24 protein-coding genes are annotated in these 22,743 nt (G+C 76.2%); 5 read left to right on the plus strand and 19 right to left on the minus strand.

Annotated features, from left to right (window positions below; all coding sequences use genetic code 11):
• Nucleotides 1–2 precede the first annotated feature (2 nt).
• Nucleotides 3–818 (plus strand): endonuclease/exonuclease/phosphatase family protein, encoded by an 816-nt coding sequence (locus tag ACI78Q_RS04595; RefSeq protein WP_456922140.1) that lies wholly within the window; start codon nucleotides 3–5, stop codon nucleotides 816–818.
• Between the two features lie 57 nt (nucleotides 819–875).
• Here ACI78Q_RS04595 and smc read toward each other — a convergent pair whose 3' ends face one another.
• From smc to ACI78Q_RS04655, 12 genes are all read right to left on the minus strand, one after another.
• Entirely contained in the window at nucleotides 876–4,442 is a 3,567-nt protein-coding gene (gene smc / locus ACI78Q_RS04600; protein WP_456922141.1) for a chromosome segregation protein SMC, read from the minus strand.
• An 86-nt stretch (nucleotides 4,443–4,528) separates the two neighbouring features.
• Nucleotides 4,529–4,720: a hypothetical protein gene (locus ACI78Q_RS04605; RefSeq protein WP_456922142.1), complete on the minus strand. Its 192-nt coding sequence runs from the start codon at nucleotides 4,718–4,720 to the stop codon at nucleotides 4,529–4,531.
• Nucleotides 4,721–4,869: 149 nt separating this feature from the next.
• A complete protein-coding gene (locus ACI78Q_RS04610) occupies nucleotides 4,870–5,139 on the minus strand; it encodes an acylphosphatase (RefSeq protein WP_456922143.1) in 270 nt (89 codons plus the stop codon).
• Complete coding sequence (gene mutM, locus ACI78Q_RS04615; protein ID WP_456922144.1) at nucleotides 5,136–6,014, minus strand: bifunctional DNA-formamidopyrimidine glycosylase/DNA-(apurinic or apyrimidinic site) lyase; 879 nt, start codon at nucleotides 6,012–6,014, stop codon at nucleotides 5,136–5,138. Before mutM ends, ACI78Q_RS04610 begins: the two co-directional genes overlap by 4 nt.
• Before the next feature lie 5 nt (nucleotides 6,015–6,019).
• The gene (rnc, locus tag ACI78Q_RS04620) at nucleotides 6,020–6,820 is read right to left on the minus strand and encodes a ribonuclease III (protein ID WP_456922145.1); all 801 of its coding nucleotides are present in this window, start codon (nucleotides 6,818–6,820) and stop codon (nucleotides 6,020–6,022) included.
• A gap of 18 nt (nucleotides 6,821–6,838) precedes the next feature.
• The gene (gene rpmF / locus ACI78Q_RS04625; protein ID WP_456922146.1) at nucleotides 6,839–7,018 is read right to left on the minus strand and encodes a 50S ribosomal protein L32; all 180 of its coding nucleotides are present in this window, start codon (nucleotides 7,016–7,018) and stop codon (nucleotides 6,839–6,841) included.
• Nucleotides 7,019–7,020: 2 nt separating this feature from the next.
• The gene (locus ACI78Q_RS04630; RefSeq protein WP_456922147.1) at nucleotides 7,021–7,668 is read right to left on the minus strand and encodes a YceD family protein; all 648 of its coding nucleotides are present in this window, start codon (nucleotides 7,666–7,668) and stop codon (nucleotides 7,021–7,023) included.
• Nucleotides 7,669–7,841: 173 nt separating this feature from the next.
• Nucleotides 7,842–8,534 (minus strand): hypothetical protein, encoded by a 693-nt coding sequence (locus tag ACI78Q_RS04635; protein WP_456922148.1) that lies wholly within the window; start codon nucleotides 8,532–8,534, stop codon nucleotides 7,842–7,844.
• Nucleotides 8,535–8,607: 73 nt separating this feature from the next.
• On the minus strand, nucleotides 8,608–9,090 hold the full coding sequence (coaD, locus tag ACI78Q_RS04640) for a pantetheine-phosphate adenylyltransferase (protein WP_456922149.1): 483 nt from the start codon (nucleotides 9,088–9,090) through the stop codon (nucleotides 8,608–8,610).
• Nucleotides 9,087–9,641, minus strand: coding sequence for a 16S rRNA (guanine(966)-N(2))-methyltransferase RsmD (gene rsmD / locus ACI78Q_RS04645; RefSeq protein ID WP_456922150.1), 555 nt, complete (start codon nucleotides 9,639–9,641; stop codon nucleotides 9,087–9,089). Before rsmD ends, coaD begins: the two co-directional genes overlap by 4 nt.
• 11 nt (nucleotides 9,642–9,652) lie before the next feature.
• Nucleotides 9,653–11,836: an ATP-dependent DNA helicase RecG gene (recG, locus tag ACI78Q_RS04650; protein WP_456922151.1), complete on the minus strand. Its 2,184-nt coding sequence runs from the start codon at nucleotides 11,834–11,836 to the stop codon at nucleotides 9,653–9,655.
• A complete protein-coding gene (locus ACI78Q_RS04655; RefSeq protein WP_456922152.1) occupies nucleotides 11,836–13,437 on the minus strand; it encodes a DAK2 domain-containing protein in 1,602 nt (533 codons plus the stop codon). The genes recG and ACI78Q_RS04655 overlap by 1 nt, the downstream gene beginning before the upstream one ends.
• 195 nt (nucleotides 13,438–13,632) lie before the next feature.
• Between ACI78Q_RS04655 and rpmB the strand changes: the two genes are divergently transcribed.
• Nucleotides 13,633–13,815 carry a 50S ribosomal protein L28 gene (gene rpmB, locus ACI78Q_RS04660; RefSeq protein ID WP_446423268.1) on the plus strand — a complete coding sequence of 61 codons (183 nt, stop codon included), beginning with the start codon at nucleotides 13,633–13,635 and terminating at the stop codon, nucleotides 13,813–13,815.
• Nucleotides 13,816–13,992: 177 nt separating this feature from the next.
• On the opposite strand, the gene ACI78Q_RS04665 is transcribed toward rpmB, so the two are convergent.
• From ACI78Q_RS04665 to ACI78Q_RS04675, 3 genes are read right to left on the minus strand one after another with little or no spacing between them, the layout of a single operon-like run.
• Entirely contained in the window at nucleotides 13,993–14,628 is a 636-nt protein-coding gene (locus ACI78Q_RS04665) for a cytidylate kinase-like family protein (RefSeq protein ID WP_456922153.1), read from the minus strand.
• On the minus strand, nucleotides 14,601–15,119 hold the full coding sequence (locus ACI78Q_RS04670; RefSeq protein WP_456922154.1) for a GNAT family N-acetyltransferase: 519 nt from the start codon (nucleotides 15,117–15,119) through the stop codon (nucleotides 14,601–14,603). Before ACI78Q_RS04670 ends, ACI78Q_RS04665 begins: the two co-directional genes overlap by 28 nt.
• A complete protein-coding gene (locus ACI78Q_RS04675; protein ID WP_456922155.1) occupies nucleotides 15,103–16,146 on the minus strand; it encodes a thiamine-phosphate kinase in 1,044 nt (347 codons plus the stop codon). The genes ACI78Q_RS04670 and ACI78Q_RS04675 overlap by 17 nt, the downstream gene beginning before the upstream one ends.
• 92 nt (nucleotides 16,147–16,238) lie before the next feature.
• On the opposite strand from ACI78Q_RS04675, the gene ACI78Q_RS04680 reads away from it, so the two are divergent.
• Together ACI78Q_RS04680 and ACI78Q_RS04685 are read left to right on the plus strand one after the other, a co-directional pair.
• Nucleotides 16,239–16,472, plus strand: coding sequence for an Lrp/AsnC ligand binding domain-containing protein (locus ACI78Q_RS04680; RefSeq protein WP_456850141.1), 234 nt, complete (start codon nucleotides 16,239–16,241; stop codon nucleotides 16,470–16,472).
• A gap of 128 nt (nucleotides 16,473–16,600) precedes the next feature.
• The gene (locus ACI78Q_RS04685) at nucleotides 16,601–17,113 is read left to right on the plus strand and encodes a DUF3515 domain-containing protein (protein ID WP_456922156.1); all 513 of its coding nucleotides are present in this window, start codon (nucleotides 16,601–16,603) and stop codon (nucleotides 17,111–17,113) included.
• Nucleotides 17,114–17,117: 4 nt separating this feature from the next.
• On the opposite strand, the gene ACI78Q_RS04690 is transcribed toward ACI78Q_RS04685, so the two are convergent.
• Nucleotides 17,118–17,777 carry a hypothetical protein gene (locus ACI78Q_RS04690; protein ID WP_456922157.1) on the minus strand — a complete coding sequence of 220 codons (660 nt, stop codon included), beginning with the start codon at nucleotides 17,775–17,777 and terminating at the stop codon, nucleotides 17,118–17,120.
• Nucleotides 17,774–18,922 carry a D-alanine--D-alanine ligase family protein gene (locus ACI78Q_RS04695; RefSeq protein ID WP_456922158.1) on the minus strand — a complete coding sequence of 383 codons (1,149 nt, stop codon included), beginning with the start codon at nucleotides 18,920–18,922 and terminating at the stop codon, nucleotides 17,774–17,776. Before ACI78Q_RS04695 ends, ACI78Q_RS04690 begins: the two co-directional genes overlap by 4 nt.
• A gap of 102 nt (nucleotides 18,923–19,024) precedes the next feature.
• On the opposite strand from ACI78Q_RS04695, the gene ACI78Q_RS04700 reads away from it, so the two are divergent.
• Complete coding sequence (locus tag ACI78Q_RS04700) at nucleotides 19,025–19,846, plus strand: CDP-alcohol phosphatidyltransferase family protein (protein WP_456922159.1); 822 nt, start codon at nucleotides 19,025–19,027, stop codon at nucleotides 19,844–19,846.
• Between the two features lie 88 nt (nucleotides 19,847–19,934).
• On the opposite strand, the gene ACI78Q_RS04705 is transcribed toward ACI78Q_RS04700, so the two are convergent.
• The gene (locus ACI78Q_RS04705; RefSeq protein WP_456922160.1) at nucleotides 19,935–21,569 is read right to left on the minus strand and encodes a TIGR03767 family metallophosphoesterase; all 1,635 of its coding nucleotides are present in this window, start codon (nucleotides 21,567–21,569) and stop codon (nucleotides 19,935–19,937) included.
• Between the two features lie 20 nt (nucleotides 21,570–21,589).
• On the minus strand, nucleotides 21,590–22,723 hold the full coding sequence (locus ACI78Q_RS04710; RefSeq protein ID WP_456922161.1) for a cystathionine gamma-lyase: 1,134 nt from the start codon (nucleotides 22,721–22,723) through the stop codon (nucleotides 21,590–21,592).
• Nucleotides 22,724–22,743: the final 20 nt, after the last annotated feature.

The raw sequence follows: 22,743 nt of genomic DNA on the forward strand, positions 1-22,743 counted from the left end.
CGGTGACCGACGCGACCGGGGCGAAGCCCGCACCGGGCCCCGACCAGCCGCCCATCCCCGTCCGGCTGGTCACCTTCAACACCCACCACGGGGTCGGCGACGACGGCCGCCATGACCTGCCGCGGCTGGCGAAGGTGCTGGCCGCCGCGGACGCCGACGTGATCTGCCTGCAGGAGGTCGACCGGCACTTCGGCGACCGCAGCGAGGACGTCGACCAGGCGCTGCTCCTCTCCCGGGCCCTGGACATGCAGCTGGCCTGGGGTCCGGCGATCGACGAGCCCGGCCGCCACGGGCGCGAGCGCCGCCAGTACGGCAACGCCCTGCTGTCGCGGCTGCCGATCCTGGTCAGCGACGTCCACCCGCTGCCGGCGACCGGGGAGCCGCGCAGTGCGCTGCGGACCATGGTGGAGCTGGACGGCGGCACCCTCTGGGTGACCACGACGCACCTCTCCACGCGCTCGGCCGGCGAGCGGGCCGCGCAGGCCGCCCGGCTGGCCTCCCTGCACACCGAGCCGATGGCGGCCGGCGTCCTCGCCGGCGACTTCAACGCCACACCGGACGAGCCGGAGCTGGCCGCGCTGCGCGAGCGGTTCACCGACGCCTGGGAGCTGGCCCGCGACCGCGACGACCAGGCCGGGTGGCGGTTCTGGCAGCACGACGAGGGCCTGACCCACCCCGCGCGGCACCCGCACCGCCGGATCGACCACGTGTGGGTGACGCCGGGGACCGCCGTCGCCGGGGCCCGCGTGCTCGTCGGGGACGGCGCCTCGGACCACCTGCCGGTCGTCGTCGACCTCGAGGTCCCCTCCGGCGTCTAGAAGGACCCCCTGCCCCCCACCACTCGCGAGCTCGCGGTGGGCCCCTGCAGGGGGCCGCTAGGCGGGTTCGGCCTCGCGCAGGCGCTGGCTGATGACGCCGGTGATGCCGTCGCCGCGCATGCTCACCCCGTACAGGGCGTCAGCGATCTCCATCGTCCGCTTCTGGTGGGTGATGATGATCAGCTGCGATGTCGACCGCAGCTGCTCGACCAGGGTCAGCAACCGGCCGAGGTTGACGTCGTCCAGCGCCGCCTCGACCTCGTCGAGCACGTAGAACGGCGAGGGCCGGGCCCGGAAGATCGCGACCAGCAGCGCCACCGCCGTCAGCGAGCGCTCGCCGCCGGACAGCAGCGACAGCCGCTTGACCTTCTTGCCCGGCGGGCGGGCCTCGACCTCGACGCCGGTGGTGAGCATGTCGTCGGGGTCGGTCAGGGTCAGCCGGCCCGCGCCGCCGGGGAACAGCGTGGCGAAGACCTGCTCGAACTCCCGCTGCACGTCGGCGAAGGCCGAGGAGAACACGGTGTGGATGCGCTCGTCGACCTCACGGACGACGGTGAGCAGGTCGCGCCGGGTGGCCTTGAGGTCCTCGAGCTGGGTGGCGAGGAAGGAGTGCCGCTCCTCCAGGGCCGCGAACTCCTCCAGGGCCAGCGGGTTGACCTTGCCGAGGGTGGCGAGGTCGCGCTCGGCCTTGGCGGCCCGCCGCTCCTGCGCGGCGCGGTCGTAGGGCTCCGGCTCGGGTTCGGGCTCCCCCGCCGCCCGGGCCGCGGCGACCCGGGCGGGGGTCGGGGGCACGGGCGCGGCCGGCCCGTACTCGGCCAGGAGCGTCGGGAGGTCGACGCCGTACTCCTCGGCGGCGCGAGCCTCCAGCGCCTCGATCCGGTACCGCTGCTCCGTGCGGGCCACCTCGTCGCGGTGCACCTCGTCGGTCAGCCGCTCCAGCTCGGCGGTGGCCGCACGGACCGCCGCCCGCACCTCCAGCAGCTCGGCCTCCCGCGCCGTGCGCACGCGGGCCAGCTCGTCGCGCTCGGTGGCGGCGCGGGTCAGCGACTCGGCCAGGGCGGCCAGCGCCGCCTCCGCGCCGGCCCGCACCCGCGCGGCGACCTGCGCGCCCCGCTCCCGGGCGACCCGGGCGGCGGCCGCCCGCTCCCGTGCGGCGCGTTCCTGGCGGGCCTGCCGGCGCAGCGAGTCGGCCCGGCCGGACAGCGCCCTCGCCCGCTCCTCCGCTGTGCGCACGGCCAGCCGGGCCTCGGTCTCGGCCTGGCGGGCGGCGGCGGTCTCCAGCCGCAGCCGGTCACGGACGGCGGGGTCGGGCTCCTCCTCCACCGGTGCGGCCTCGGCCTCCGCCAGCCGCTCCTCCAGCCCGGCCAGGGCGGTCTGCGCCTGCTCGAGGGCCTGCTCGGCACGCACGCGGGCGGCGGCGGAGCGCTCGGCCTCGGCGGCGGCGGAGCGGGCGGCGGCGCCCAGCTCGGCCAGCTGGGCGGCGGCCGCGGAGCGGGTGCGGTCGGCGGCCTGGCGGGCGGCGAGGGCGGCGTCCACGTCGGCGGAGCGGTCCCGCGCGGTCGAGCGGGCGGCGGTCAGCCGGTCGGCGAGCTCGGCGGCCCGCGCCGCGGCGGCGGTGAGCTCGCGGCCGGCCTCGTCGACCCGGGCCCGCACCTCGAGGCCGGAGGGCGCGTTGGCCGACCCGCCGACCGACCAGTCGGCCCCCACCACGTCGCCGTCCGCGGTGACCGCCCGCACCCGCGGGTGGGTGCGCACGAGTGCGACGGCGTCGTCGAGGCCGTGCACGACGGCGACCCGGTCCAGCGTGCGGGCGAGCGCGGGGCGCAGCTCGTCGGGGGCGGCCACCAGGTCCAGCGCCCACCGGGCACCGTCCGGCAGCTCCGGCCAGCCCTCACGGGGCAGGGGCGGCAGGCCGCCGGTGACCAGCAGTCCCGCGCGTCCGCCGTCGACGTCCCGGAGGTGGGCCAGCACGCCCGCGGCGCCGGCGACGCCGTCGACGACGAGCGCGTCGGCCAGGCCGGCGAGCGCGGCGGCCAGTGGCACCTCCGCGCCGGCCTCGACGGTGATCCGCTCGGCCACCGGCCCGAGGACGCCGGGCAGACCGGCGGCCAGCGCGGCGGCGGTGCCGTCGGCCGGCGCCAGGCCGAGGGCCAGGGCGTCGCGGCGGGCCTGCCAGGAGGCGCGGTCGCGCTCGGCGGCGCGCTCTGCGGCGGCCAGTTCGGTGACGACGGCCGCCGCCGCGGTGTGCGCGGCGACGGCGTCCTGGTGCGCGGTGACCAGGGCGACGTCGGTGTCCTCCTGGCCGGAGACCTCCTCGCGGCGCTCGGCCAGCCGCTCGGCGGCGACCTCGGCGCGGTCGGCGGCCTCCCCCGCCGCCAGCGCGAGCCGCTCGATCTCCGACTCCCCGGCCGACACCCGGGAGCGGGCGGCGGCGACCTGGCCGGACAGCCGGGCGAGCCCCTCCCGGCGGTCGGCCAGCGCCCGGGCGGCGGCGACCCAGGCCTTCTCGGCCGCGGCCAGCTCGGCCTCGAGGTCCCCGCGCGCGGCGACGGCGGCCGCCAGCCGTCCGCGCTCGGCCTCCAGCCCGGCGGCGAGCTCGGCCTCGGTGGCCGCGACCCGCTCGGCCTCGGCGTCCAGCTGGTCCGGGTCGCGCCCGCCGGCTGCGGCGGGCGGGGCGGCGGAGAGGTGCCGGTGCCGCTCGGCGGCCAGCTGGGCCACGCCGCGGAACCGCTCGGTGAGCGCCGACAGCCGGTACCAGGTGTCCTGCGCGCCGCCCAGCAGCGGCGCGTTGGCGGCGAGCTCGGCCTCCAGCCCCGACTCGCGGGTCGAGGTGCGCGCGAGGTCGGCCTCGACGGAGGTGCGGCGCTGCCGGGCGGCGGTCTCGTCGGCGACGTCCTTCTCCAGGGCGTCGCGGAGCTGGACCAGGTCGTCGGCGAGCAGCCGGAGGCGGGCGTCGCGCAGGTCGGCCTGGACGCCGGCGGCGCGGCGGGCGACCTCGGCCTGCCGGCCCAGCGGCTTGAGCTGGCGGCGCAGCTCGGCGGTGAGGTCGCCGAGACGGTCCAGGTTGGCCTGCATCGCCTCGAGCTTGCGGAGCGCCTTCTCCTTGCGCTTGCGGTGCTTGAGGACGCCGGCGGCCTCCTCGACGAAGGCGCGGCGGTCCTCGGGACGCCCGGAGAGGACGGCGTCCAGCTGGCCCTGACCGACGATGACGTGCATCTCGCGGCCGATGCCGGAGTCGCTGAGCAGCTCCTGGACGTCGAGCAGGCGGACCTTGTCGCCGTTGATCTCGTACTCGCTCTCACCGGAGCGGTACATGCGGCGGGTGATCGAGACCTCGGTGTACTCGATCGGGAGCGCGCCGTCGGCGTTGTCGATGGTGAGGGTGACCTCGGCCCGGCCGAGCGCCGGGCGGCCGGCGGTGCCGGCGAAGATGACGTCCTCCATCTTGCCGCCGCGCAGGCTCTTGGCCCCCTGCTCGCCCATGACCCAGGCGAGGGCGTCGACGACGTTGGACTTCCCGGAGCCGTTGGGACCCACGACGGCGGTGATCCCCGGCTCGAGGCGCAGGGTCGTCGCGGACGCGAAGGACTTGAAGCCCTTGAGCGTCAGGCTCGACAGGTGCACGGGGAGAGAACTCTAGCCCGGCGGTGCGCCCACGCCGGGGACGCGTGGCGCAGGCGGTGCGGGTGGTGCCGGTGGGACGGTGGAGTTCAGGCGAGCGCGGGCTCGGCGTGGTCGCCGGCGATGCTCAGCAGCTCGTGGGCGATGGCGGCGTCCCGCTGGGCGCGCAGTTCCTTCAGTTCCTGCTCCAGTCGGCGCACCTTCGCCCGGAGGACGGCGTTCTCCTCGACTACTCGGAGCTCCGCGGTGGTGACGACGTGACCGAACAGGGCCTTGGCCATGGCGAATGCGGCCTTTCGACTGCGTGAGTGTGTGACCTGCGCCCCGTTCGACGGTCGGCGCGGTCCGTGTGTTCCCAGGGTGACAGGCCAGGTCACAGAGGTCAACGGCCACCCTGCACACCCACCGTGTCGGGCGGGTGTCGCGTTCGTCACGCCGTGGTGAACCCGGTTCCCCCCTGTGCCTCGTCGTCCCGGACGTCGACCCGCGTGACGTGCCCGGGGGCGCCCGCGCCGTCGAGCTCGGCCAGGACGGCGGCCACCGCGGCGTCCTCACCCTCGAGCACGACCTCGACGCGGCCGTCGGCGAGGTTGGTCGCCGATCCGGCCAGGCCCGCGTCCGCGGCGCGGTTCCGGACGAACCAGCGGTAGCCCACGCCCTGCACGTCGCCGGACACGAGGGCGACCACGCGGCGGGTCATGACCGGCGGGCTCTCGGGCGGGGCTGGCAGCGCGGGCAGCTGTAGCTCGACCGGTTCATGAACGACTCCCGCACGATCGACGTCCCGCACCGGGGACAGGGCCGGTCGGCCTGGCCGTAGACGGCGAGGAACCGGGAGAAGTAGCCGCTCTGGCCGTTGACGTCGACGTACAGGGAGTCGAACGACGTGCCGCCCTGGGCCAGGGCCTCCCCCAGCACGTCGCGGACGCCGTCGAGCAGGTCGGCCACCTGCGCTCGGGTGAGCCGGTCGGTGGGCCGGTTGCCGTGCAGCCGCGCCCGCCACAGCGCCTCGTCGGCGTAGATGTTGCCGACGCCGCCGATCAGCGTCTGGTCCAGCAGTGCACGCTTGACCTCGGTGCGCCGCCGGCGCAGGGCGGCGCTGAAACCGTCGGCGTCGAAGGAGCCGTCGAGCGGGTCGATGGCGATGTGCGCCAGGCGCGGCGGCAGCCCGCCGTCCTCCCCACCCTCCTCGACGGCCAGCCCGCCGAACGTGCGCTGGTCGACGAAGCGCAGCTCCCGGCCACCGTCGGTGAACGTGAACCGTGCCCGCAGGTGCGTCTCGTCCGGGGCGGAGGGCTTCTCGACCAGCAGCTGGCCGCTCATGCCCAGGTGCGCGACGAGCGCGCGGTCCGACGGCGCCCCGTCGGGCTCGGCGAGCGGCAGCCACAGGTACTTGCCGCGGCGGCGGGCGGCGGAGAACGTGCGACCGGTCAGCGCCGTGACGAAGTGATCGGTCCCCTCCAGGTGCCGGCGGACGGCACGGGGGTGGTGCACCTCGACGGTGGCCACCGTGCGGCCGGCGACCCACTGCTCCAGGCCGCGCCGGACCACCTCGACCTCGGGCAGCTCGGGCACGGCGGTCAGCCCCCGTCGGCGCCCGTGGACGCCGCGGTCTCCGACTCCGAGAGGGTCCGCCAGGCGGTCTCGGCCGCCTCCTGCTCGGCGGCCTTCTTGGTGCGGCCGGCGCCGCGGCCGTACTCGGTGTCGGCCAGGACGACGGCCGCGGTGAAGGTCTTGGCGTGGTCGGGCCCCTCGTCCTCGACCAGGTAGATCGGGGCGCCCAGGCCCAGCGCGGCACCCAGCTCCTGCAGGCTGGTCTTCCAGTCCAGGCCGGCGCCGCGGGTGGCGGCCTGGTCCAGCAGCGGGTCGAACAGCCGGTGCACGATCGCCGACGCGGCGTCCAGGCCCAACCCCACGTGCACCGCACCGATCAGCGCCTCCAGCGCATCGGCGAGGATCGAGTCCTTCTCGCGGCCGCCGGTGGTCTCCTCACCACGGCCCAGCAGCAGGTGCGGGCCCAGCCCGCCGGCGCCCAGGAGCCGCGCCACCCCGGCCAGCGAGGTCATGTTGACCACCGAGGCACGCAGCTTCGCCAGCCGGCCCTCGGGCAGGTCGGGGTGACGGCGGTACAGCTCGTCGGTGACGACCAGCCCGAGGACCGAGTCGCCGAGGAACTCCAGGCGCTCGTTGGTGGGCAGCCCGCCGTGCTCGTAGGCGTACGAGCGGTGGGTCAGCGCCAACGCCAGCAGGCCGCCGGGCAGCTCGACGCCCAGGGCGTCGAGGAGCCAGGCGGCCGAGCGCTCGGCGTGGGCGACGCCGGCCGGAGAACGGCCGGCGGTCCCGCCCACCGCGGGCTGGGTGCCGGTGGCCGGGGTCGCCACGGCTGGTCTACCCGAGGATCAGACCGAGAGGACCTGACGGCCCTCGTACTGGCCGCAGTTCGGGCAGGCCTGGTGCGGCGGCTTGAGCTCGCCACAGGCCCGGTTCGGGCACGGCGACAGCGTGGGAGCGGACGCCTTCCACTGCGAGCGACGCATGCGGGTGTTGGCGCGGGACATCTTCCGCTTCGGGACGGCCACGGTCAGTTCTCCTCTGGGTTGTCCGTACCGGGGGTGCCCGGTTCGGAAGCGGAACGGTCGGACTGCGAGGTGCCGAAGCGCTGGGCCAGCCCGGCCCAGCGCGGGTCGAGCACCTCGTGGGTGTGGTCGGCCGGCAGGTCGTCCAGACGCTGCCCGCAGTCGACGCACAGGCCCGCGCAGTCCTCGGTGCAGGTCGGCGCCAGCGGCAGGCTGAGGACGACGAGGTCGCGGACCATCGGCTCGAGGTCGAGCTGCTCGCCCTCGACGCGCCGCACCTCGTCCTCCTCGCTGGTCGCCTCGGTGGTGCTGCCCTCGTAGGCGAACAGCTCCTGGACGTCGAGCTCGAGGGTGTCCTCGATCGGCTCCAGGCACCGCGCGCAGGAGCCGACGACGGGGACGTCGACCTCCCCCGAGACCAGCACGCCCTCCATCACCGACTCCAGCCGCAGCCGGAGCTGGACCGGGGCGCCCTCGGGGACGCCGATCAGCTCGACCCGCCAGTCGGCGGGCGCGGGCACCGTGCGCGCGAGCTCCTGCAGGGAGCCCGGGCGACGGCCGAGCTCCCGCAGCTCCACGCGCCAGGGGTTGGCGGCGGGACGCCGGGCGTCGGGGGACGCGGCGCCTGAGCGGGGCGGGTGAGCGGCAGGCATGTGAGTACTCGCGGTAGGCAGCGGGGATGGCGGCCGGCCGGGGTGCGGGACCTCCGGCGGTCGGACCGGTGCACCAGACTACCCGATGCGCGACCGGGCCCGTCCGGCCCGATCAGGCGCCCTCCAGGGGCCCGCCGTGAGCGTGCGGACGGCGGGGGGAGGGGGGCCATGTCTCAGGGTTCGCGGAGCGTGGAGCGCGCCTTCTCGACCGAGCGGAGCATCCGCTCCAGCGTGGTGCCGAAGTCGGCCAGCCGCGTGTCGACGTACTCGTCGACCTCGGCCCGCATGCGGTTGACGTCGGCGACGGTCTGCGCACCGAGCTCGTCGGCGCGGGTGACCGCACCCCGGTAGACCTCGGTCTCGCTGACCAGCCGCTCGTGCTCGGCGTGCGCGGCGGCGACGATCTCGGCGTGCTGCGCCTGCGCGTCGGCCAGCACCGCCTCGTGGTGGCCGCGGGCCTCCTCGACGATGCGCTCGGCCTCCTCCTCGGCCCGCGCCAGCAGGTCCTCGGCCTCAGCCTGCGTCCGGGCGAGCAGCTCGTCACGCTGCCGGCGGGCGGTGCCCAGGATCTCCTCCCGCTGGCGCCGCGCGGCGCCGACGACCTGCTCGCTCTCGCTGCGGGTGCGCCCGGTCAGGCGCTCGGCCTCGGCCTGGGCCTGCTGCAGGATCTCGGTGCGCTGCTCGACGATCGCCCCGGCCTTGTGGACGTCGTCCGGCAGGTTCTCCCGCAGGTCGTCGAGCAGGTCGAGCAGGAGGTCGCGGGGCACCATGCAGGACCCGCCGGACATCGGGACGTTGCGCGCGTTCTCGATGACGCGGGCCAGCTCGTCGACGGTCTCGTAGAGCCGGTACACCACCTCGGTCACAGGTCCTCCTCGCTGGCGCTCGGCGGACCTGCGACCGGCGGTGCCGCGTTCGTGCGTGACCTCGCGAGCTCGGTCACGTGTTCTGCTCCCGGTGCGCGACCAGCCGCTCGTGGACCGCCTTGGGCACGAGGCTGGAGACGTCGCCGCCGAAGGTGGCGATCTGCTTGACCAGGCTCGAGGAGAGGTGGCCCACCTGCGGGGCGGTCGGCACGAAGAGCGTCTCGATGCCGGCCAGCTCGCGGTTCATCTGCGCCATCTGCAACTCGTACTCGAAGTCGCTGACCGCACGCAGGCCCTTCACGATGACCGGGATGTCGTTGCTGCGGCAGTAGTCGACCAGCAGCCCCTGGAAGCTGTCGACGGTGACGTTGGACAGCTCGGAGACCGCGTCGCGGAGCAGCTGCATGCGCTCCTCGACGGGGAACAGCCCGGCCTTGCCGGGGTTGACCAGGACGGCGACGACGAGCTCGTCGTAGAGCGCCGCCGCACGGGTGATGACGTCGACGTGGCCGTTGGTGACCGGGTCGAACGAACCGGGGCAGACCGCTCGCCTCACGGACAGCGACCGTACCGGAGCACCGCCTCGCCGTAGCGGCGGTCGCGTACTCCGGTCAGCGGTGTCGGCCACTCCCAGGGCTCCTCGCGGCTGGACCGCTCGACGACGACCAGCGCGTCCTCGGCCAGCCAGCCGCCGGAGACCAGCGACTCCAGCACGCCGAGGACCTCGGCCACCGGCGTGGCGTACGGCGGGTCGGCCAGGACGAGGTCGAACCGCGCCGGCGGCGGCCCGGCCACGACCGTGGGCACCGAGCCGGCGACCACCCGCCCACCGGGCAGGCCGACGGTGGCGAGGTTGGCGCGCAGCACCGGCAGCACCCGCGGGCCCGACTCGACGAGGACGACGGTGGCCGCCCCGCGGCTGAGCGCCTCCAGGCCCAGGGCGCCGGAGCCCGCGTAGAGGTCGAGGACGGCGGCGCCCTCGAGGTCCAGCAGCGTCGAGAGGCTGTTGAACAGCCCCTCGCGCGCCCGGTCGCCGGTCGGTCGGACGCCGGAGGGCGGCACCTTGAGCCGCCGCCCACCGGCGAGCCCGGAGACGATCCTCGTCACCCGCCCGCCTCTCAGGCCTTCTCGAGGTACTCGGCGCGCTCGTCGGTCGCGAGGGCGGCGACCTCCATGGCCAGACCCGGGTGGTCGGCCAGGCCGCGCTCGGTGGCGAGCAGGGCGGTGGCCTCGGCCCGGGCCTCGGCGATCAGCTCCTCGTCCTCGAGCAGGGAGAGCAGCTTGATCGTCGACCGCCGGCCGGACTGCGCGGCGCCGAGCACGTCGCCCTCGCGGCGCGTCTCGAGGTCCAGCCGGGCCAGCTCGAAGCCGTCGGAGGTGGACGCGACCGCGGCCAGCCGCTGTCCGGTGGTCGACGACGTGGACGCCTCGCTCACCAGCAGGCACAGCCCCTGGTGCTTGCCGCGGGCGACCCGGCCGCGCAGCTGGTGCAGCTGGCTGACCCCGAACCGGTCGGCGTCCATGACGACCATCACCGTGGCGTTGGGCACGTCGACGCCCACCTCGACGACGGTGGTCGCGACCAGGACGTCGACGTCGCCCGCGGCGAAGGCCCGCATCCGGGCCTCCTTGTCCTCCGGCGTCATGCGGCCGTGCAGCACCTCCAGGCGCAGCCCGGCCAGCGGCCCGGCGCGCAGGGCCTCGGCGACGTCCAGCACGGCCAGCGGCGGACGGCGGTCGGAGCCGTCGTCCGCGGGTGCGCCGTCGGCGTCCTCGGGCTCCTCCTCGGCGCCGGCGTCCTCGCCGATCCGCGGGCAGACGACGTAGGCCTGCCGCCCGGCCGCCACCTCCTCGCGCAGCCGCTCCCAGGCGCGGTCGACCCAGCTCGGCTTCTCCCGCGCCGGCACCACGGAGCTGGCCACCCCGCCGCGGCCGCTGGGCAGCTGCCGCAGCGTGGAGGTCTCCAGGTCGCCGTAGACGGTCATGGCGACGGTGCGCGGGATGGGCGTGGCGGTCATGACCAGCACGTGCGGCGGGCGGTTCCCCTTGGCCCGCAGCGCGTCGCGCTGCTCGACGCCGAAGCGGTGCTGCTCGTCGACGACGACCAGCCCCAGGTCGGCGAAGTCGACGCCCTCCTGCAGCAGGGCGTGGGTGCCGACGACGATGCCGGCGCTGCCGTCGGCGACCGCGGCGCGCGCCTCCCGCCGGGCGGCGGCCTTCTGCGAGCCGGTGAGCAGCACCACCCGGGTGCCCTCGAGGGCGCCGTCCAGCTCCCCGGCGCGGCCCAGCGGACCGAGCAGCGCGCGGATGCTTCGGGCGTGCTGGGCGGCGAGCACCTCGGTGGGTGCCAGCAGCGCGGCCTGGCCACCGGCGTCGACCACCTGGGCCATGGCCCGCAGCGCGACGACGGTCTTGCCCGAGCCCACCTCGCCCTGCAGGAGCCGGTGCATCGGCTGCTCGCGGGCCAGCTCGGCCGCCAACTCCTCCCCCACCTCGCGCTGGCCCTCGGTGAGCGCGAACGGCAGCGCGGCGTCGACGGCGTCGAGCAGGCCGCCCGGCCGCGCGGGCCGCGCGATGCCGGGTTCGAGGGCGGCGGCCTTCCGGCGCGCGGCGAGGGTGAGCTGGAGGGTGAGCGCCTCGTCCCACTTGAGCCGGTGGGCGGCGCGCTCGACGTCGTCGTTCGACGTCGGGCGGTGGATGTCGAGCAGCGCGGCGGGCAGGCTCGGCAAGCCGTGCCGGGCGCGGATCTCCTCCGGGAGGGGGTCCTCCACCAGGTCGGCGAGGTTGCCGGAGTGGTTGAGCAGGAGCTTCACCGAGCGCTGGATGACCCAGCTCGAGACGTCCTTGGTCGCCGGGTAGAGCGGGATCAGGGCGCGGGCCCAGTCCTCGTCGTCGTCCCCGGTCATGAGGTGGCAGTCGGGGTGGGCGAACTGCTTGCTGTTGCGCCACTCGCCGACGGTGCCGGCGAACAGGCCCCAGGCGCCCTCCTGCAGGTTGGCGTGCTTGCGGTTGAAGAAGACCAGCTGCATCGAGTTGGCGCCGTCGCCGACGGTCACCTCGGTGAGCGTGCCGGGCCGGTTGCGCATCTTGCGGGTGGAGACCTTGCGCACCTGGGCCAGCACGGTGACGCGGTCGCCGACCTGGAGGTCCTCGAGCTTGGTCATCTCCCCGCGGCGGGCGTACCTGCGGGGGTAGTGCCGCAACAGCTCGCGGACGGTGTGCAGCGAGAGCTGCTCGGCCATGGCCTTGGCCGTCTTGGCGCCGAGGACGCGGTCGAGCCGGGTCGACATGTCGACCGCCATCACTCCACCCCCACCTGGAGCGGGACACCCTCGGGGCCCTCGTCGTAGCGGGTCACCTCCACCATCGGGTGCGCCGCGGCGAGGTGCCCGCAGACGGCGTCACCGAGGGCGGCGTCGGGACCGACGACGAGCGTGACCAGCTCGCCCCCGGCCGAGAGCATCCGGTCCAGCAGCTCGCAGGAGACCCCGGCGAGGTCGCCGCCGACCAGGACGACGTCCCCTTCCGCCGACCCGAGGACGTCGCCCGGACGGCACGGCCCGGCGCTGGTCAGCGCCGCCTGCCCGGCGCGGGTCACCTCCGCCCATCGGGTCGCCGCGGCGGCCTCGGCCATGGTGATGACGTCGTCGTGGAAGCGCCGGCCGGGGTCGGCGACGGCCAGCGCGGCCAGCCCCTGCACCGGTGAGCGGGTGGGCACCACGGCCACGTCGCGGTCCTCCTCGCGGGCCCGGTCGGCGGCGCGGGCGGCCAGCGCGGTGAGGTCGGGGTCGTTGGGCAGGACGACGACGGACGCCGCGCCCGACGCGATGACCTCGGCGAGGACGTCGTCCTCGGTCACGCCGTCCGGACCGCCGGTGAGCACCCGCGCGCCCTCGCCGGCGAACAGCCCGGCCAGCCCCTCCCCGGGGACGATCGCGACGACCGCGCGCGTGCCCGCGGCCGGCGCCGGTGGCCGCACCGGGGCCAGCGGCGTCACCGCGATCCGGTACGGGCGCCCGGCCTCGATGCCGGCCTCGATGGCGGCACCGACCTCGGAGGTGTGCACGTGCACGTTCCACTCCCGGCCGCCGGGCGTGTCGACGCCCACCACGACCAGGCTGTCGCCGAGCGCGGCCAGCCGGTCGCGGAGCCGGGCCACGGCCGCGTCGTCGCTGCCGGCCAGCAGGTACTGCACCTCGCTGCCAGGGCCGGCCGGCGGCTGGTGCGGCCGGTCGGCGGGGCGCTCGTGGGGCCGCGCGCTCCGGCGGACCAGCGGCGGACGGGCCGGCTCCACCCCGGTCACGGTGGTGACGAGCGCGTCGAGGACCAGGCACAGGCCGGCGCCCCCGGCGTCGACCACCCCGGCGTCCCGCAGCGCGGCCAGCTGGCCCGGCGTGGCCTCCAGCGCCTCCCGCGCGCCGTCGGCCGCCGCCCGGACGACGGCGGCCAGGTCGGTGCGTCCGGCCGCCACCGTGGCCACCGCGGCCTCGGCACCGGCGCGGGCCACCGTGAGGAACGTGCCCTCCTCGGGGTCGGCGACCGCGGCGTAGGCGGCGTCGGCCGCCTTCTGCAGCGCGGCGGCGAACGAGGGGCCGTCGGCCGGGGCCACCCCGGCCAGCTGGTCGGCGAGACCGCGGACCAGCTGGGCGAGGATCGTCCCGGAGTTGCCCCGGGCACCGAGCACCGCGCCGCGGGCCAGGGCCGTCCACGCGGACTCCCCGGTGCCCGCCTCCTCCAGCGCGGCCAGCGCCGCCTGCGCGGTGAACAGGAGGTTGGTGCCGGTGTCACCGTCGGGGACGGGGAAGACGTTGAGGTCGTCGAGCCGACCACGGGAGTCGGACAGGGCCGTGACCGCGGCCCGGCACCACTGTCCGACCGCGGCGTCGTCGAGCGCCGGCAGCACGGGCGGAGGGTACCCACGGACCGCGACAGGACAGGCGACGGCGACCGGTCGCGGGCGGCGTCGACGACGTCACTCCCGGGCCCTCGGACAGGATCGCCGAGGAGCGGCTAGACTGTCGGACGGTCTGTATGCGGTCGCACCTGCGCACCGCCGTCTGTGAACGATTCTTTCTGGGAGTGATCCGCCGTGGCTGCCGTGTGCGATGTCTGTGGCAAGGGGCCCGGTTTCGGTATGTCGGTGTCGCACTCGCACCGCCGCACGCCGCGCCGTTGGAACCCGAACATCCAGTCCGTGCGGGCGCTCGTCGCCCCCGGCAACCGTCGCCGGATCAACGCCTGCACCTCGTGCATCCGTGCCGGCAAGGTCGTCCGCGGCTGATCCCCGCGGGCTGGTCCCACCTCCCGGCTCCGGCCGGGCCGAACCCCGGAGGTCCCTGACCTCCGGGGTTCTTCGCGTGGGCGAGGGGCGTTGGCCACGCTCCTGCGGTGTTCCTCCTGCTCCTGCGGTCGTGCAGACCCGCAAGGGCAGGCAGGACACCGCAGGAGCGGTCGCAGGTCACAGTCCGCGGGCGTGGGCGGCCGTGACGACCAGGTCGACCACCGTGTCCAGGGACAGGGCCGTGGAGTCGACGACCAGGTGGTAGTGCCGGGCCGCGGCGGGGTCGCAGCGGTAGAAGTGCCGCACGTACCCCTCCCGGGCCGCGTCGTTGGCCTCCAGCTCCCGCCGCACCTCCTCGACCGGTCGCCCGCTGCGCGCGACCGCGGCCGCCAGCCGGCGCTCGGGCGGGCCGTCGAGGCGCACGTGGAGCGCGTGCGGGCGGTCCCGGAGCACCAGCGCGGCCGCCCGGCCCAGCACCACGCCCCCGGGGCCGTCGGCGATCTCGCACACGACCCGCTCGGTCTGCTGCCGGAAGGCCCGCTCGTCCGGTTGCGGGGTCATCGGGACGATCCCGCCGACCGGGTCGGGCATCGTGCCCAGCGACGCCACGATCCGCCACAGCCCGCGGGCGACCTTCTCGTCGTTGGCCTCCGCGTCGCACAGCGGCACGCCCAGCCGCCCGGCGACCTGCGCCGGGATGGCCCGGTCGTGGAACACCAGCCCCAGGCGCTCGGCCACCGCCGGCCCGACCTCCGCTCCCCCGGCCCCGTACGAGGCCGAGATCGTCACGACCCCCGCGATCCCGATCCCCATGCCGGCTCCTCCTCGTCCGCTCGTGTGAGTCCCTTGCCGAGGAACACCGCCCCGGGCGCGTCGGCGTAGATGCCGTACCCGGCCACGGGGGTGTACCCCAGGGCGGCGTACAGGGCCAGCGCCTCGGGCTGCCGGTTGCCCGTGTTGAGCACCACCGCACGGTGCCCGGCGGCCGCCGCGCTCCGTTCCAGCTCGGCCATCAGCGCCTGGGCGAGCCCGCGCCGCCGGAACGCCGGCTCCACGTAGACCCGCTTGACCTCCACGACGCCGTCGGCGTGCACCCGCCACGCGCCGCAGCCGGCCGGGACGCCGTCGACCTCCGCGACGAGGAACAGCCCGGTCGGCGGCGCGAACTCGGCCGGGTCGACACGGGCCTCGTCGGGTCCGCCGTAGCGGGCCACGTACTCCTGCTGGACGCGCTCCACCAGCGCGCGGGCCACCGGGTCGTCGTAGCCCACGGCCCGCAGCCGCAGCTCAGCGGAAGTGGACATGACCGACCCCCTCCGCGCCGAGGGCCTCGGCCACCGCCGCCGCGGCCTCGCCGTCCACCCGGACGCCGGGGCCGCCGCCGGTCGCCGCCCGCACCGTGCCGATCGCCGTCCACCCGCCGGGCAGCGCGGTGCCGGCGGGGAAGGTGGCGATCAGGGCGTGGTCCTCCCCACCGGTGAGCACCCACGCCAGCGGGTCGCCGCCGAGCGCCGCGGCCACCTGCTGCAGCGGCCCGGCCGGTTCCAGGGTGGCCCGGACCAGCGCGGCGCGGTCCAGGTCGACGACGACGCCGCTGTCGTGCGCCAGGTGCCCGGCATCGGCGAGCAGACCGTCGCTGACGTCGCACATCGCCGTCGCCCCGGCCTCGGCGGCGGCGGGCCCGGCCGCGTACGGCGGCGCCGGGCGCCGGTGCGCGGCGACCGCCGCCACCGGGCTGGTGAAGCCCCGCCGCAGGACGGCCAGCCCGCAGGCCGACCACCCCAGCCGTCCGGCCAGCGCCAGGACGTCCCCCGGCCGCGCCCCCGAGCGCAGCACCGGCGCCCGCCCGCCGAGGTCGCCCAGGGCGGTCACCGACAGGACGACGGCGCCGCTGTCCGGTGCGGCCGAGACGGTGTCACCACCGACGACGGCCGCTCCCAGCGGGGCGCACTCCTCGGCCAGCCCGGCGGCGACCCCCTCCAGCCACGCGGTCGAGGTGTCCGGGGGGCAGGCCAGCCCGACCAGCAGCGCGGTGGCCACGCCCCCCATCGCCGCGACGTCGGCCAGGTTGGCCGCCGCCGCCTTGTGGCCGACGTCCTCGGCCGAGGACCAGTCCCGCCGGAAGTGGCGGCCCTCCACGAGCACGTCGGTGGTGGCCACGACCCGCCCGTCGGGGGCCCGCAGCACCGCCGCGTCGTCCCCCGGCCCGACCTCGGCGACCCGTGCGGCCCCGGCGCGGGCGAGCACCCGGGCGATGACGCCGAACTCGCCGACCACCCGCACGCTGTCCGCCGGGTCCTCCCGGGGCACCAGTGGACGAGGGCGAGTCACCGGTCACCCTCCACCGCTGAGGTAGGTTGCCGAACTGTCCGCCCACCGGCGCGGACGCCGCACCGGCAGCGCTGCCCGAGGAAAGGTCTCCCGTGGTCCACGCCTACATCCTCATCCAGACCGAAGTCGGCAAGGCCGCCCAGGTCGCCACGACGATCAGCCAGATCTCCGGCGTGACCAAGGCCGAGGACGTCACGGGTCCCTACGACGTGATCGTGCGCGCCGAGGCCGAGACCGTCGACGAGCTGGGCCGCCTCGTGGTGGCCCGCGTGCAGTCGGTCGACGGGATCACCCGCACCCTGACCTGCCCCGTCGTCAACATCTGAGCGCCCTGACCGAGAACCCCCCGCCTCGCGAGACCGCCCCTGACGGGGCGGCCTCCGAGGAGACCCCGGCTCCGGCACGCACCCGCCCCGACGACCCGCTGCGGCGGATCGCGCTGCTGGTCACCGCCGTGGTCGTGCCACTGGTCGTCGCGGTCGCCGTGCTCACCCGTGTCCTCGGCGACGGCACGGCGGACGACGGCGGCCAGGGCGTCGCCGAGGTCGAGGGCACCCCCGGCCCGGGCCGGGCGACCCTCCCGCCGCTGCCGGTGGAGGTACCCCCGGTGACCCCGGAGGCCGACGCCTCGTGCCCCGCGCTCATGGCCGCGCTGCCGCTGGAGCTCGCCGGCGAGCCGTCCCGGGCCGTGCAGTCGGACACCCCGTACGCCTACGCCTGGGGCGAGCCGCCGATCGTGCTGGTCTGCGGCGTCGACCGCCCCGCGGGGCTGGAACCGACGTCCCCGCTGATCCAGATCAACGGCGTCAACTGGCTCGTCGACACCAGCGACCCCGACTCCGTCGTCTGGACCGCCGTCGACCGCCCGGTCTACGTGCAGGTGACCGTCAGCGCCGACACCGACAGCGCGCCGGTCACCGCCCTCGGCCCGGTCATCGGGGACACCCTCCCGATCCGCCGGCCCTGACCGCTCAGGGCGGCGGCAGCCGGTCCAGCTGCTCGGCCAGCACGGCGTGCACCTCCGCCGAGGCCGCCGTCACCGACTCCGCGACCGCGCTGGCCCCGACGCTGAACACCCCGTGCCCGCACCAGGCGAAGGCGGCGGGCCCGGACAGGCCCCGGGCCGGGTCGGCCTCCTCCACCGTCAGGAGCCGGCAGCCCCCGGGCAGGTGCGGCGGGTCCTCACGCAGCACGCTGTCGTAGAGCTCCGCCTCGTTCTCCGCGAGGTCGCGGGCGTAGTCGCCGGCGCCGGCGCGGGTGTCGAACTGGTCGACGAACACGCTGGTCACCGGCCCCTGTCCGTTGCTCCAGAACCGCTCCCAGCCGTAGCGGTAGCCGTAGTCCCGGAGCACCTCGGCCTCCCGGCCCGGGTCGAGGGAGTAGGCGGCGACGTCGCGGGCCGACTTCTCCCCGGCGGGCGGTGAGAGGTCCTCGTCGGGCACCCGCGGCAGCCCCGAGGGCACCGTCGTGACGACCAGCACCTCCAGCTCCTCCGGCGAGGCCGGGGTGGGATCCGCGGGCGCGGCGGTGGGTTCCCCGTCGACGGTGCTGGTGCAGCCGGTGAGGGCCGCGGGCAGCAGTCCCAGCAGCAGCGCCGTCCCGCCCAGGCGGGCCGGCACCGGGAGGGTCACGCCCGCGCGCCGCCGTCCAGCGCCGGGGCCGCCGTCCGGGCCGCGGCCAGCGCGGCCCCGACGAGGCGGTCCACCAGCTGGGCGAAGTCGACGCCGGTCGCCGCCCACATCCGCGGGAACATCGAGATGGGCGTGAAGCCCGGCATCGTGTTCACCTCGTTGACGACCAGCCGCTCGGCGCCGTCGGGGCCGGCGCCGAGGAAGAAGTCGACCCGGGCCAGGCCCTGGCAGTCCATCGCCAGGTAGGCCCGGCAGGCGGCCTCGCGCACGGCGCGGGTCTGCTCGGGCGTGAGGCCGGCCGGGACGTCGAACTCGGCGGCGTCGGCCAGGTACTTGGCCGTGAAGTCGTACCAGTCGGTGCCCGGCCGCAGCCGGATCTCGGCCGGCAGGCTCGCCTCGGGTGGCCCGCCGTCGGGCCCGGCCAGGACGCCGCACTCGATCTCGCGGCCCGGGACGGCGGCCTCCACGACCACCTTCGCGTCGACCGCGGCCGCGGTGGCCACCGCCTCGGGGAACTGCGTCCAGTCGGTGACCCGGCTGATCCCGATGCTGGAGCCGGCCCGGGAGGGCTTCACGAAGACCGGCAGGCCGAGCCGCTCGCGGGTGGCCTCGTCGAGCAGCGCCGGGTCCGCCGACAGCGCGCCGGCGGCGTCGCGGAGCACCACGTGGTCCCCCTGCGGCAGCCCGGCGGCGGCCAACAGCTTCTTGGTGAACTCCTTGTCCATCGACGCCGCGCTGGCGAAGACGCCCGAGCCGACGTAGGGGATCCCGCTCATCTCCAGCAGGCCCTGGATGGTGCCGTCCTCGCCGTAGGCGCCGTGCAGCACCGGGAAGACGACGTCCAGCTCGATGCGGGGCCCGTCGCCGTCCAGCCGCACCAGGCCCCGGCCCGCAGGGTCGCCGACGAGGGTCACCGCCGTCCCGCCGGTGACCTCCGGCAGCACGCCGTCCACGATCGCCAGCCGCAGCGCGGGGTCGGGCAGCACCCACCCGCCGTCCCGCGTGATGCCGACGGGGACCACGTCGTACCGGTCCGGGTCCAGCGCCGCGAGGACGCTCCCGGCCGAGACGCAGGAGATGGAGTGTTCCGCGCTGCGGCCGCCGAAGACGACCCCGACGCGCAGCTTGCCGGCCTGTCCGCTCATCGCGGCCGACACTAGTGGAGCGCCCCGCACGCGCCCCGGCGACCGGCGGACACCGCCCTCCACGGCGCCGCCCGGCGGGCGGTGTGGGAGCCTCGACACACCATGCACGAGAACCTGGCCGCCGCCTCGGGCGGGGACTCGACCGGGACGACGGCCGGCGAGCACGGGCCGTCCCGGTCCCACCCGCGGGCGCTGCGCCTGGCCGGTGCCGCGGTGCACCTCTACACCGCCAGCGGCACCGTGCTGGCGCTGCTCATCGTGCTGGCCGCCTTCGACGGCGACGCGGTCACGGCGCTGTGGCTGGGCCTGGCCGCCCTCGTCGTCGACGGCACCGACGGGATGCTGGCCCGCCGGATGCGGGTCAAGGAGACGATCCCCTGGTTCGACGGGGCGCGGCTGGACGACATCGTCGACTACCTGACCTACGCGTTCGCCCCGGTCGTGCTGCTGTGGACCACCGGCTCGCTGCCGGACGGCACCCTCGGCTGGATCGTGGCCGCGCTGCCGCTGCTGGCCTCGAGCTACCAGTTCTGCCGGGTCGACGCGAAGACCGACGACCACACCTTCCTGGGCTTCCCCAGCTACTGGAACGTGGTGGCCTTCTACGCGATCGTGCTGGAGCTCGGGCCGGGCACGATCGCCACGGTCCTGGTCGTGTGCTCGGTGCTGGTCTTCGTCCCGGTGCGCTACCTCTACCCCTCGCGCACCCAGGCCCTGCAGGCGCTGAGCCTGGCGCTGACCGCGGTCTGGCTGGTCACCTACGCCGTCCTCCTGGTGCAGGTGCCTGACCCGCACCCGGTGGTCGTCGTCCTCTCGCTGGCCTACCTCGTCTACTACGTGGCCGTCAGCGGCTGGCTGACCGCGCGGGCCGCCCACCGCCGGCGGCGCGAGGACCGGGCCGCGGGCCTCACCCCCGTCGGCTGACGACCCTGGGAGCACCGCAGCGAGCGCCGGCGAGCGCGGAGCGGACCAGGGCGCGGGAGCCGAGCGAGGACACAGCGCCTGACGTCGCTCAGCGCAGCAGCGGCGAGCGCAGCACCAGCTCCACGTTGCGGTCCTCCGGCCGGCCGGCCAGGCCCGCGGAGAGCCCGGCCCACGGCACGTTGGCCGACAGCTCGCGGTGCAGGGACGCCAGCGCGGCCGGCTCCCGCGCCGCCGGGTCCAGCGGGTCCGGCGGCCGCGCCGGGCTGTCGTGGTCGACCATCGTGCAGACCAGCGACAGCGTGCCGTCGCCGTTGTCGACGAACTCCACCAGCCGCGCCTGACCGGGCCAGTCGACGACCGCGCAGGTGGTGACCTCCCAGAACCCGCGGCCGGCCTCCTCCGGGTGCGCCCACGGCCGCACCTCGCTGACGTGGGTGTGCCCGTTGAGCCACAGGACGACGTTCGGGTACCGGTGCAGCAGGCCGACCAGCTCCGGCCCCCCGAGGAGGTCGGCCTCCGTACCGGGCCGGGGGTGCAGCGGGTCCTCCCGCGTCAGCGTCGAGAAGCCGTGGTGGGAGATGACCACCACCAGCCGGTCGGCGTTGCCCGTGGCCACCCGCGTGCCGTCGGGTTCGACGACCACCGAGGAGACCTCGCGCAGCCGCTCGGCCAGCCAGCGGCCCTGGACGGCGTCGATCGAGCCGTCGCCGCCGCCGGTGACCCGCGTGGTGTCCAGGCAGACCACCCGGATGCCGGGCAGGCCGTCCCAGGCGTAGTACGCCGTCCCGTCCCGGACGTTGGCCTCGGTGAACCCGTGCCCGGCCGGCTCCCCGCCGTCGGCGAGGTGCGCGGCGACGAAGTCCCCGCGGTCGATGAACCGGCGCGCGGCCAGCGGGGTGACGGTGCGGGCGCCGGCGGTGGTGAAGACCTCCGAGGAGTGCGTGAACAGCCGCAACGCGTCGTCCAGGGGCACGTCGGAGGCGAACTCGACGGGCTTGCGGTCGGCGAGCAGGAGGTCCTGCAGCGCCGGCGTGGGCACCCCGACGCCCTGGATGAGGGCCTCGTGGTTGCCGTGGCAGCCCAGCCACGGCAGCCGCAGCCCCTCGGCCCGGAACGACGCGAACGCCGCGGCGAGCAGGCCGGGACGGTCGGGGAAGCCGTGCCGCGACCGGTAGAGGTCCGGCTCTCCCCCGCCGTCGCACTCCGGCCGCCAGAACAGGTCGTGCGGCCAGCCCGACGCCTGGACCCCGTCGTAGGCGGTCAGCCCCGCCCCCGGGGACACCGCCCCGCCGTTCAGGATGTCCAGGAAGAGCGCGAGCTCGTTCCACTGGGCGTTGTCGATGGCGTCGCCGGTGGTGACCACGACCTGCACCGGGTGCCCGGTCCGCGGGCCGCCGGACAGCCCGTTGAGGGTGCGGACGAGCGCGTCGATCGCGTGCGCGGTGATCGCCTCCTGCGGCCGGTGCATGGGCACCAGCGCGCGCATCCGCGGGTCGGTGAAGTGGCCGTTGAAGAACTCGAAGCGGGCCGGCGAGCAGACGTCGGCCAGCTGCACGTCGGTGACGTGGGCCAGGCACGCCACCGGCCGGACGCCGGTGCGCGGCGGCTCCCAGGTGGAGCCGACGAGCTCGCGGCGGACCCGGTGCGGCTCCCCCGGGTGCCAGGCCAGCCCGAGGTAGTCGGTGTCCCGGCCGCGGCGGAGGACCTCCCCGGCGCCTAGCACGCGCTCGAGCGTCGTCCGGCTCACAGGGTGTCGAGCGCCGCGGTGAGGTCGGCGACCACGTCGGCGGTGTCCTCGATGCCGCAGGAGAAGCGGACGAAGCCGCCGGGCACGGCGTCGCCACCCCACTGCGCCCGCCGGTCGATCGTGCTGTGCACCCCGCCGAAGCTGGTCGCCGCCGCCCACAGCCGGGTGGCGGCCAGCAGCCGGCCGACCGCGGCCTCGTCGGCCAGCTCGGCGGAGACCACCCCGTTGGGCCGCAGCATCTGCCGGGCGGCGAGCGCGGCGGAGGGGTCTCCCGCCCGCCACGGCCAGCGGACACCGGTCACCGCGGGGTGACCGGCCAGCAGGTCGGCGACCGCCGCGGCGTTCTGTGCCTGGCGAGCCAGCCGCAGGTCGAGGGTGCTCATCGAGCGGTGCCCGAGCCACGCCTCGAACGGGCCGGGCGTGCCGCCGGTGTGGTCGCGGAAGGCCTTGACCCGCGCGTACAGCTCGTCGTCGGTGGTGCTGACGTGGCCGAGCAGGAGGTCGCTGTGGCCGGTCAGCGCCTTGGTGTCGCTGCCGACGGTGAGGTCGGCGCCGAGCTCCAGCGGCCGCTGCCCCAGCGGGGTGGCGGTGGTGTTGTCGACGGCGAGCACGGCCCCGGCCGCCCGGGTGGCCCGGGCGACCGCGGCGATGTCGCAGACGTCCAACTGCGGGTTGCTGGGGGTCTCCAGCAGCACCAGGCGGGCGCCGTCGAGGTCCCCGCGCGCGGCGACGGCCTCGATCTCCGGCGTGGGCACGTACTCCACCCGGACGCCGAAGCGCTCCAGCTCCTCGCGGGCGAGCAGGCGGGTCGTGTAGTAGCCGTCCGAGGGCAGCACGACGCGGTCCCCCGCCCGGGCGGTGGCCAGCACCGTGGCGCTGATCGCGGCCATGCCGGTGGCGAAGGACAGGCACCGGCCGCCGTCCAGCTCGCCGACCGCCTCCTCGAACACCCGCAGCGTCGGGTGCTCGGTGCGGGCGTAGGCGTCGGCGCCGCCGGCACGGGGCGGCTGGTCGCCCAGGTGGTACGGCGCGGCGAACACCGGGGAGGGCCGCAGCGGGGCGCCCGGCACCGGCGCCGCCTCCCCCGCCCGCACCGACCGGGTGCCGTCGCCCCAGGAGCGCTCGCTCACTCGTGCTCGGCCGGGTGTCC

The sequence above is a fragment of the Geodermatophilus sp. SYSU D00705 genome (assembly GCF_054050135.1).

Bases quoted from the DNA above. Each gene is read 5' to 3' on its own strand.
- ACI78Q_RS04605 (WP_456922142.1), bottom strand. From the start codon at position 4,720: ATGGCCAAGGCCCTGTTCGGTCACGTCGTCACCACCGCGGAGCTCCGA.
- ACI78Q_RS04610 (WP_456922143.1), bottom strand. From the start codon at position 5,139: ATGACCCGCCGCGTGGTCGCCCTCGTGTCCGGCGACGTGCAGGGCGTG.
- ACI78Q_RS04630 (WP_456922147.1), bottom strand. From the start codon at position 7,668: ATGCCTGCCGCTCACCCGCCCCGCTCAGGCGCCGCGTCCCCCGACGCC.
- recG (WP_456922151.1), bottom strand. From the start codon at position 11,836: ATGGCGGTCGACATGTCGACCCGGCTCGACCGCGTCCTCGGCGCCAAG.
- ACI78Q_RS04665 (WP_456922153.1), bottom strand. From the start codon at position 14,628: ATGGGGATCGGGATCGCGGGGGTCGTGACGATCTCGGCCTCGTACGGG.
- ACI78Q_RS04670 (WP_456922154.1), bottom strand. From the start codon at position 15,119: ATGTCCACTTCCGCTGAGCTGCGGCTGCGGGCCGTGGGCTACGACGAC.
- ACI78Q_RS04695 (WP_456922158.1), bottom strand. From the start codon at position 18,922: ATGAGCGGACAGGCCGGCAAGCTGCGCGTCGGGGTCGTCTTCGGCGGC.
- ACI78Q_RS04700 (WP_456922159.1), top strand. From the start codon at position 19,025: ATGCACGAGAACCTGGCCGCCGCCTCGGGCGGGGACTCGACCGGGACG.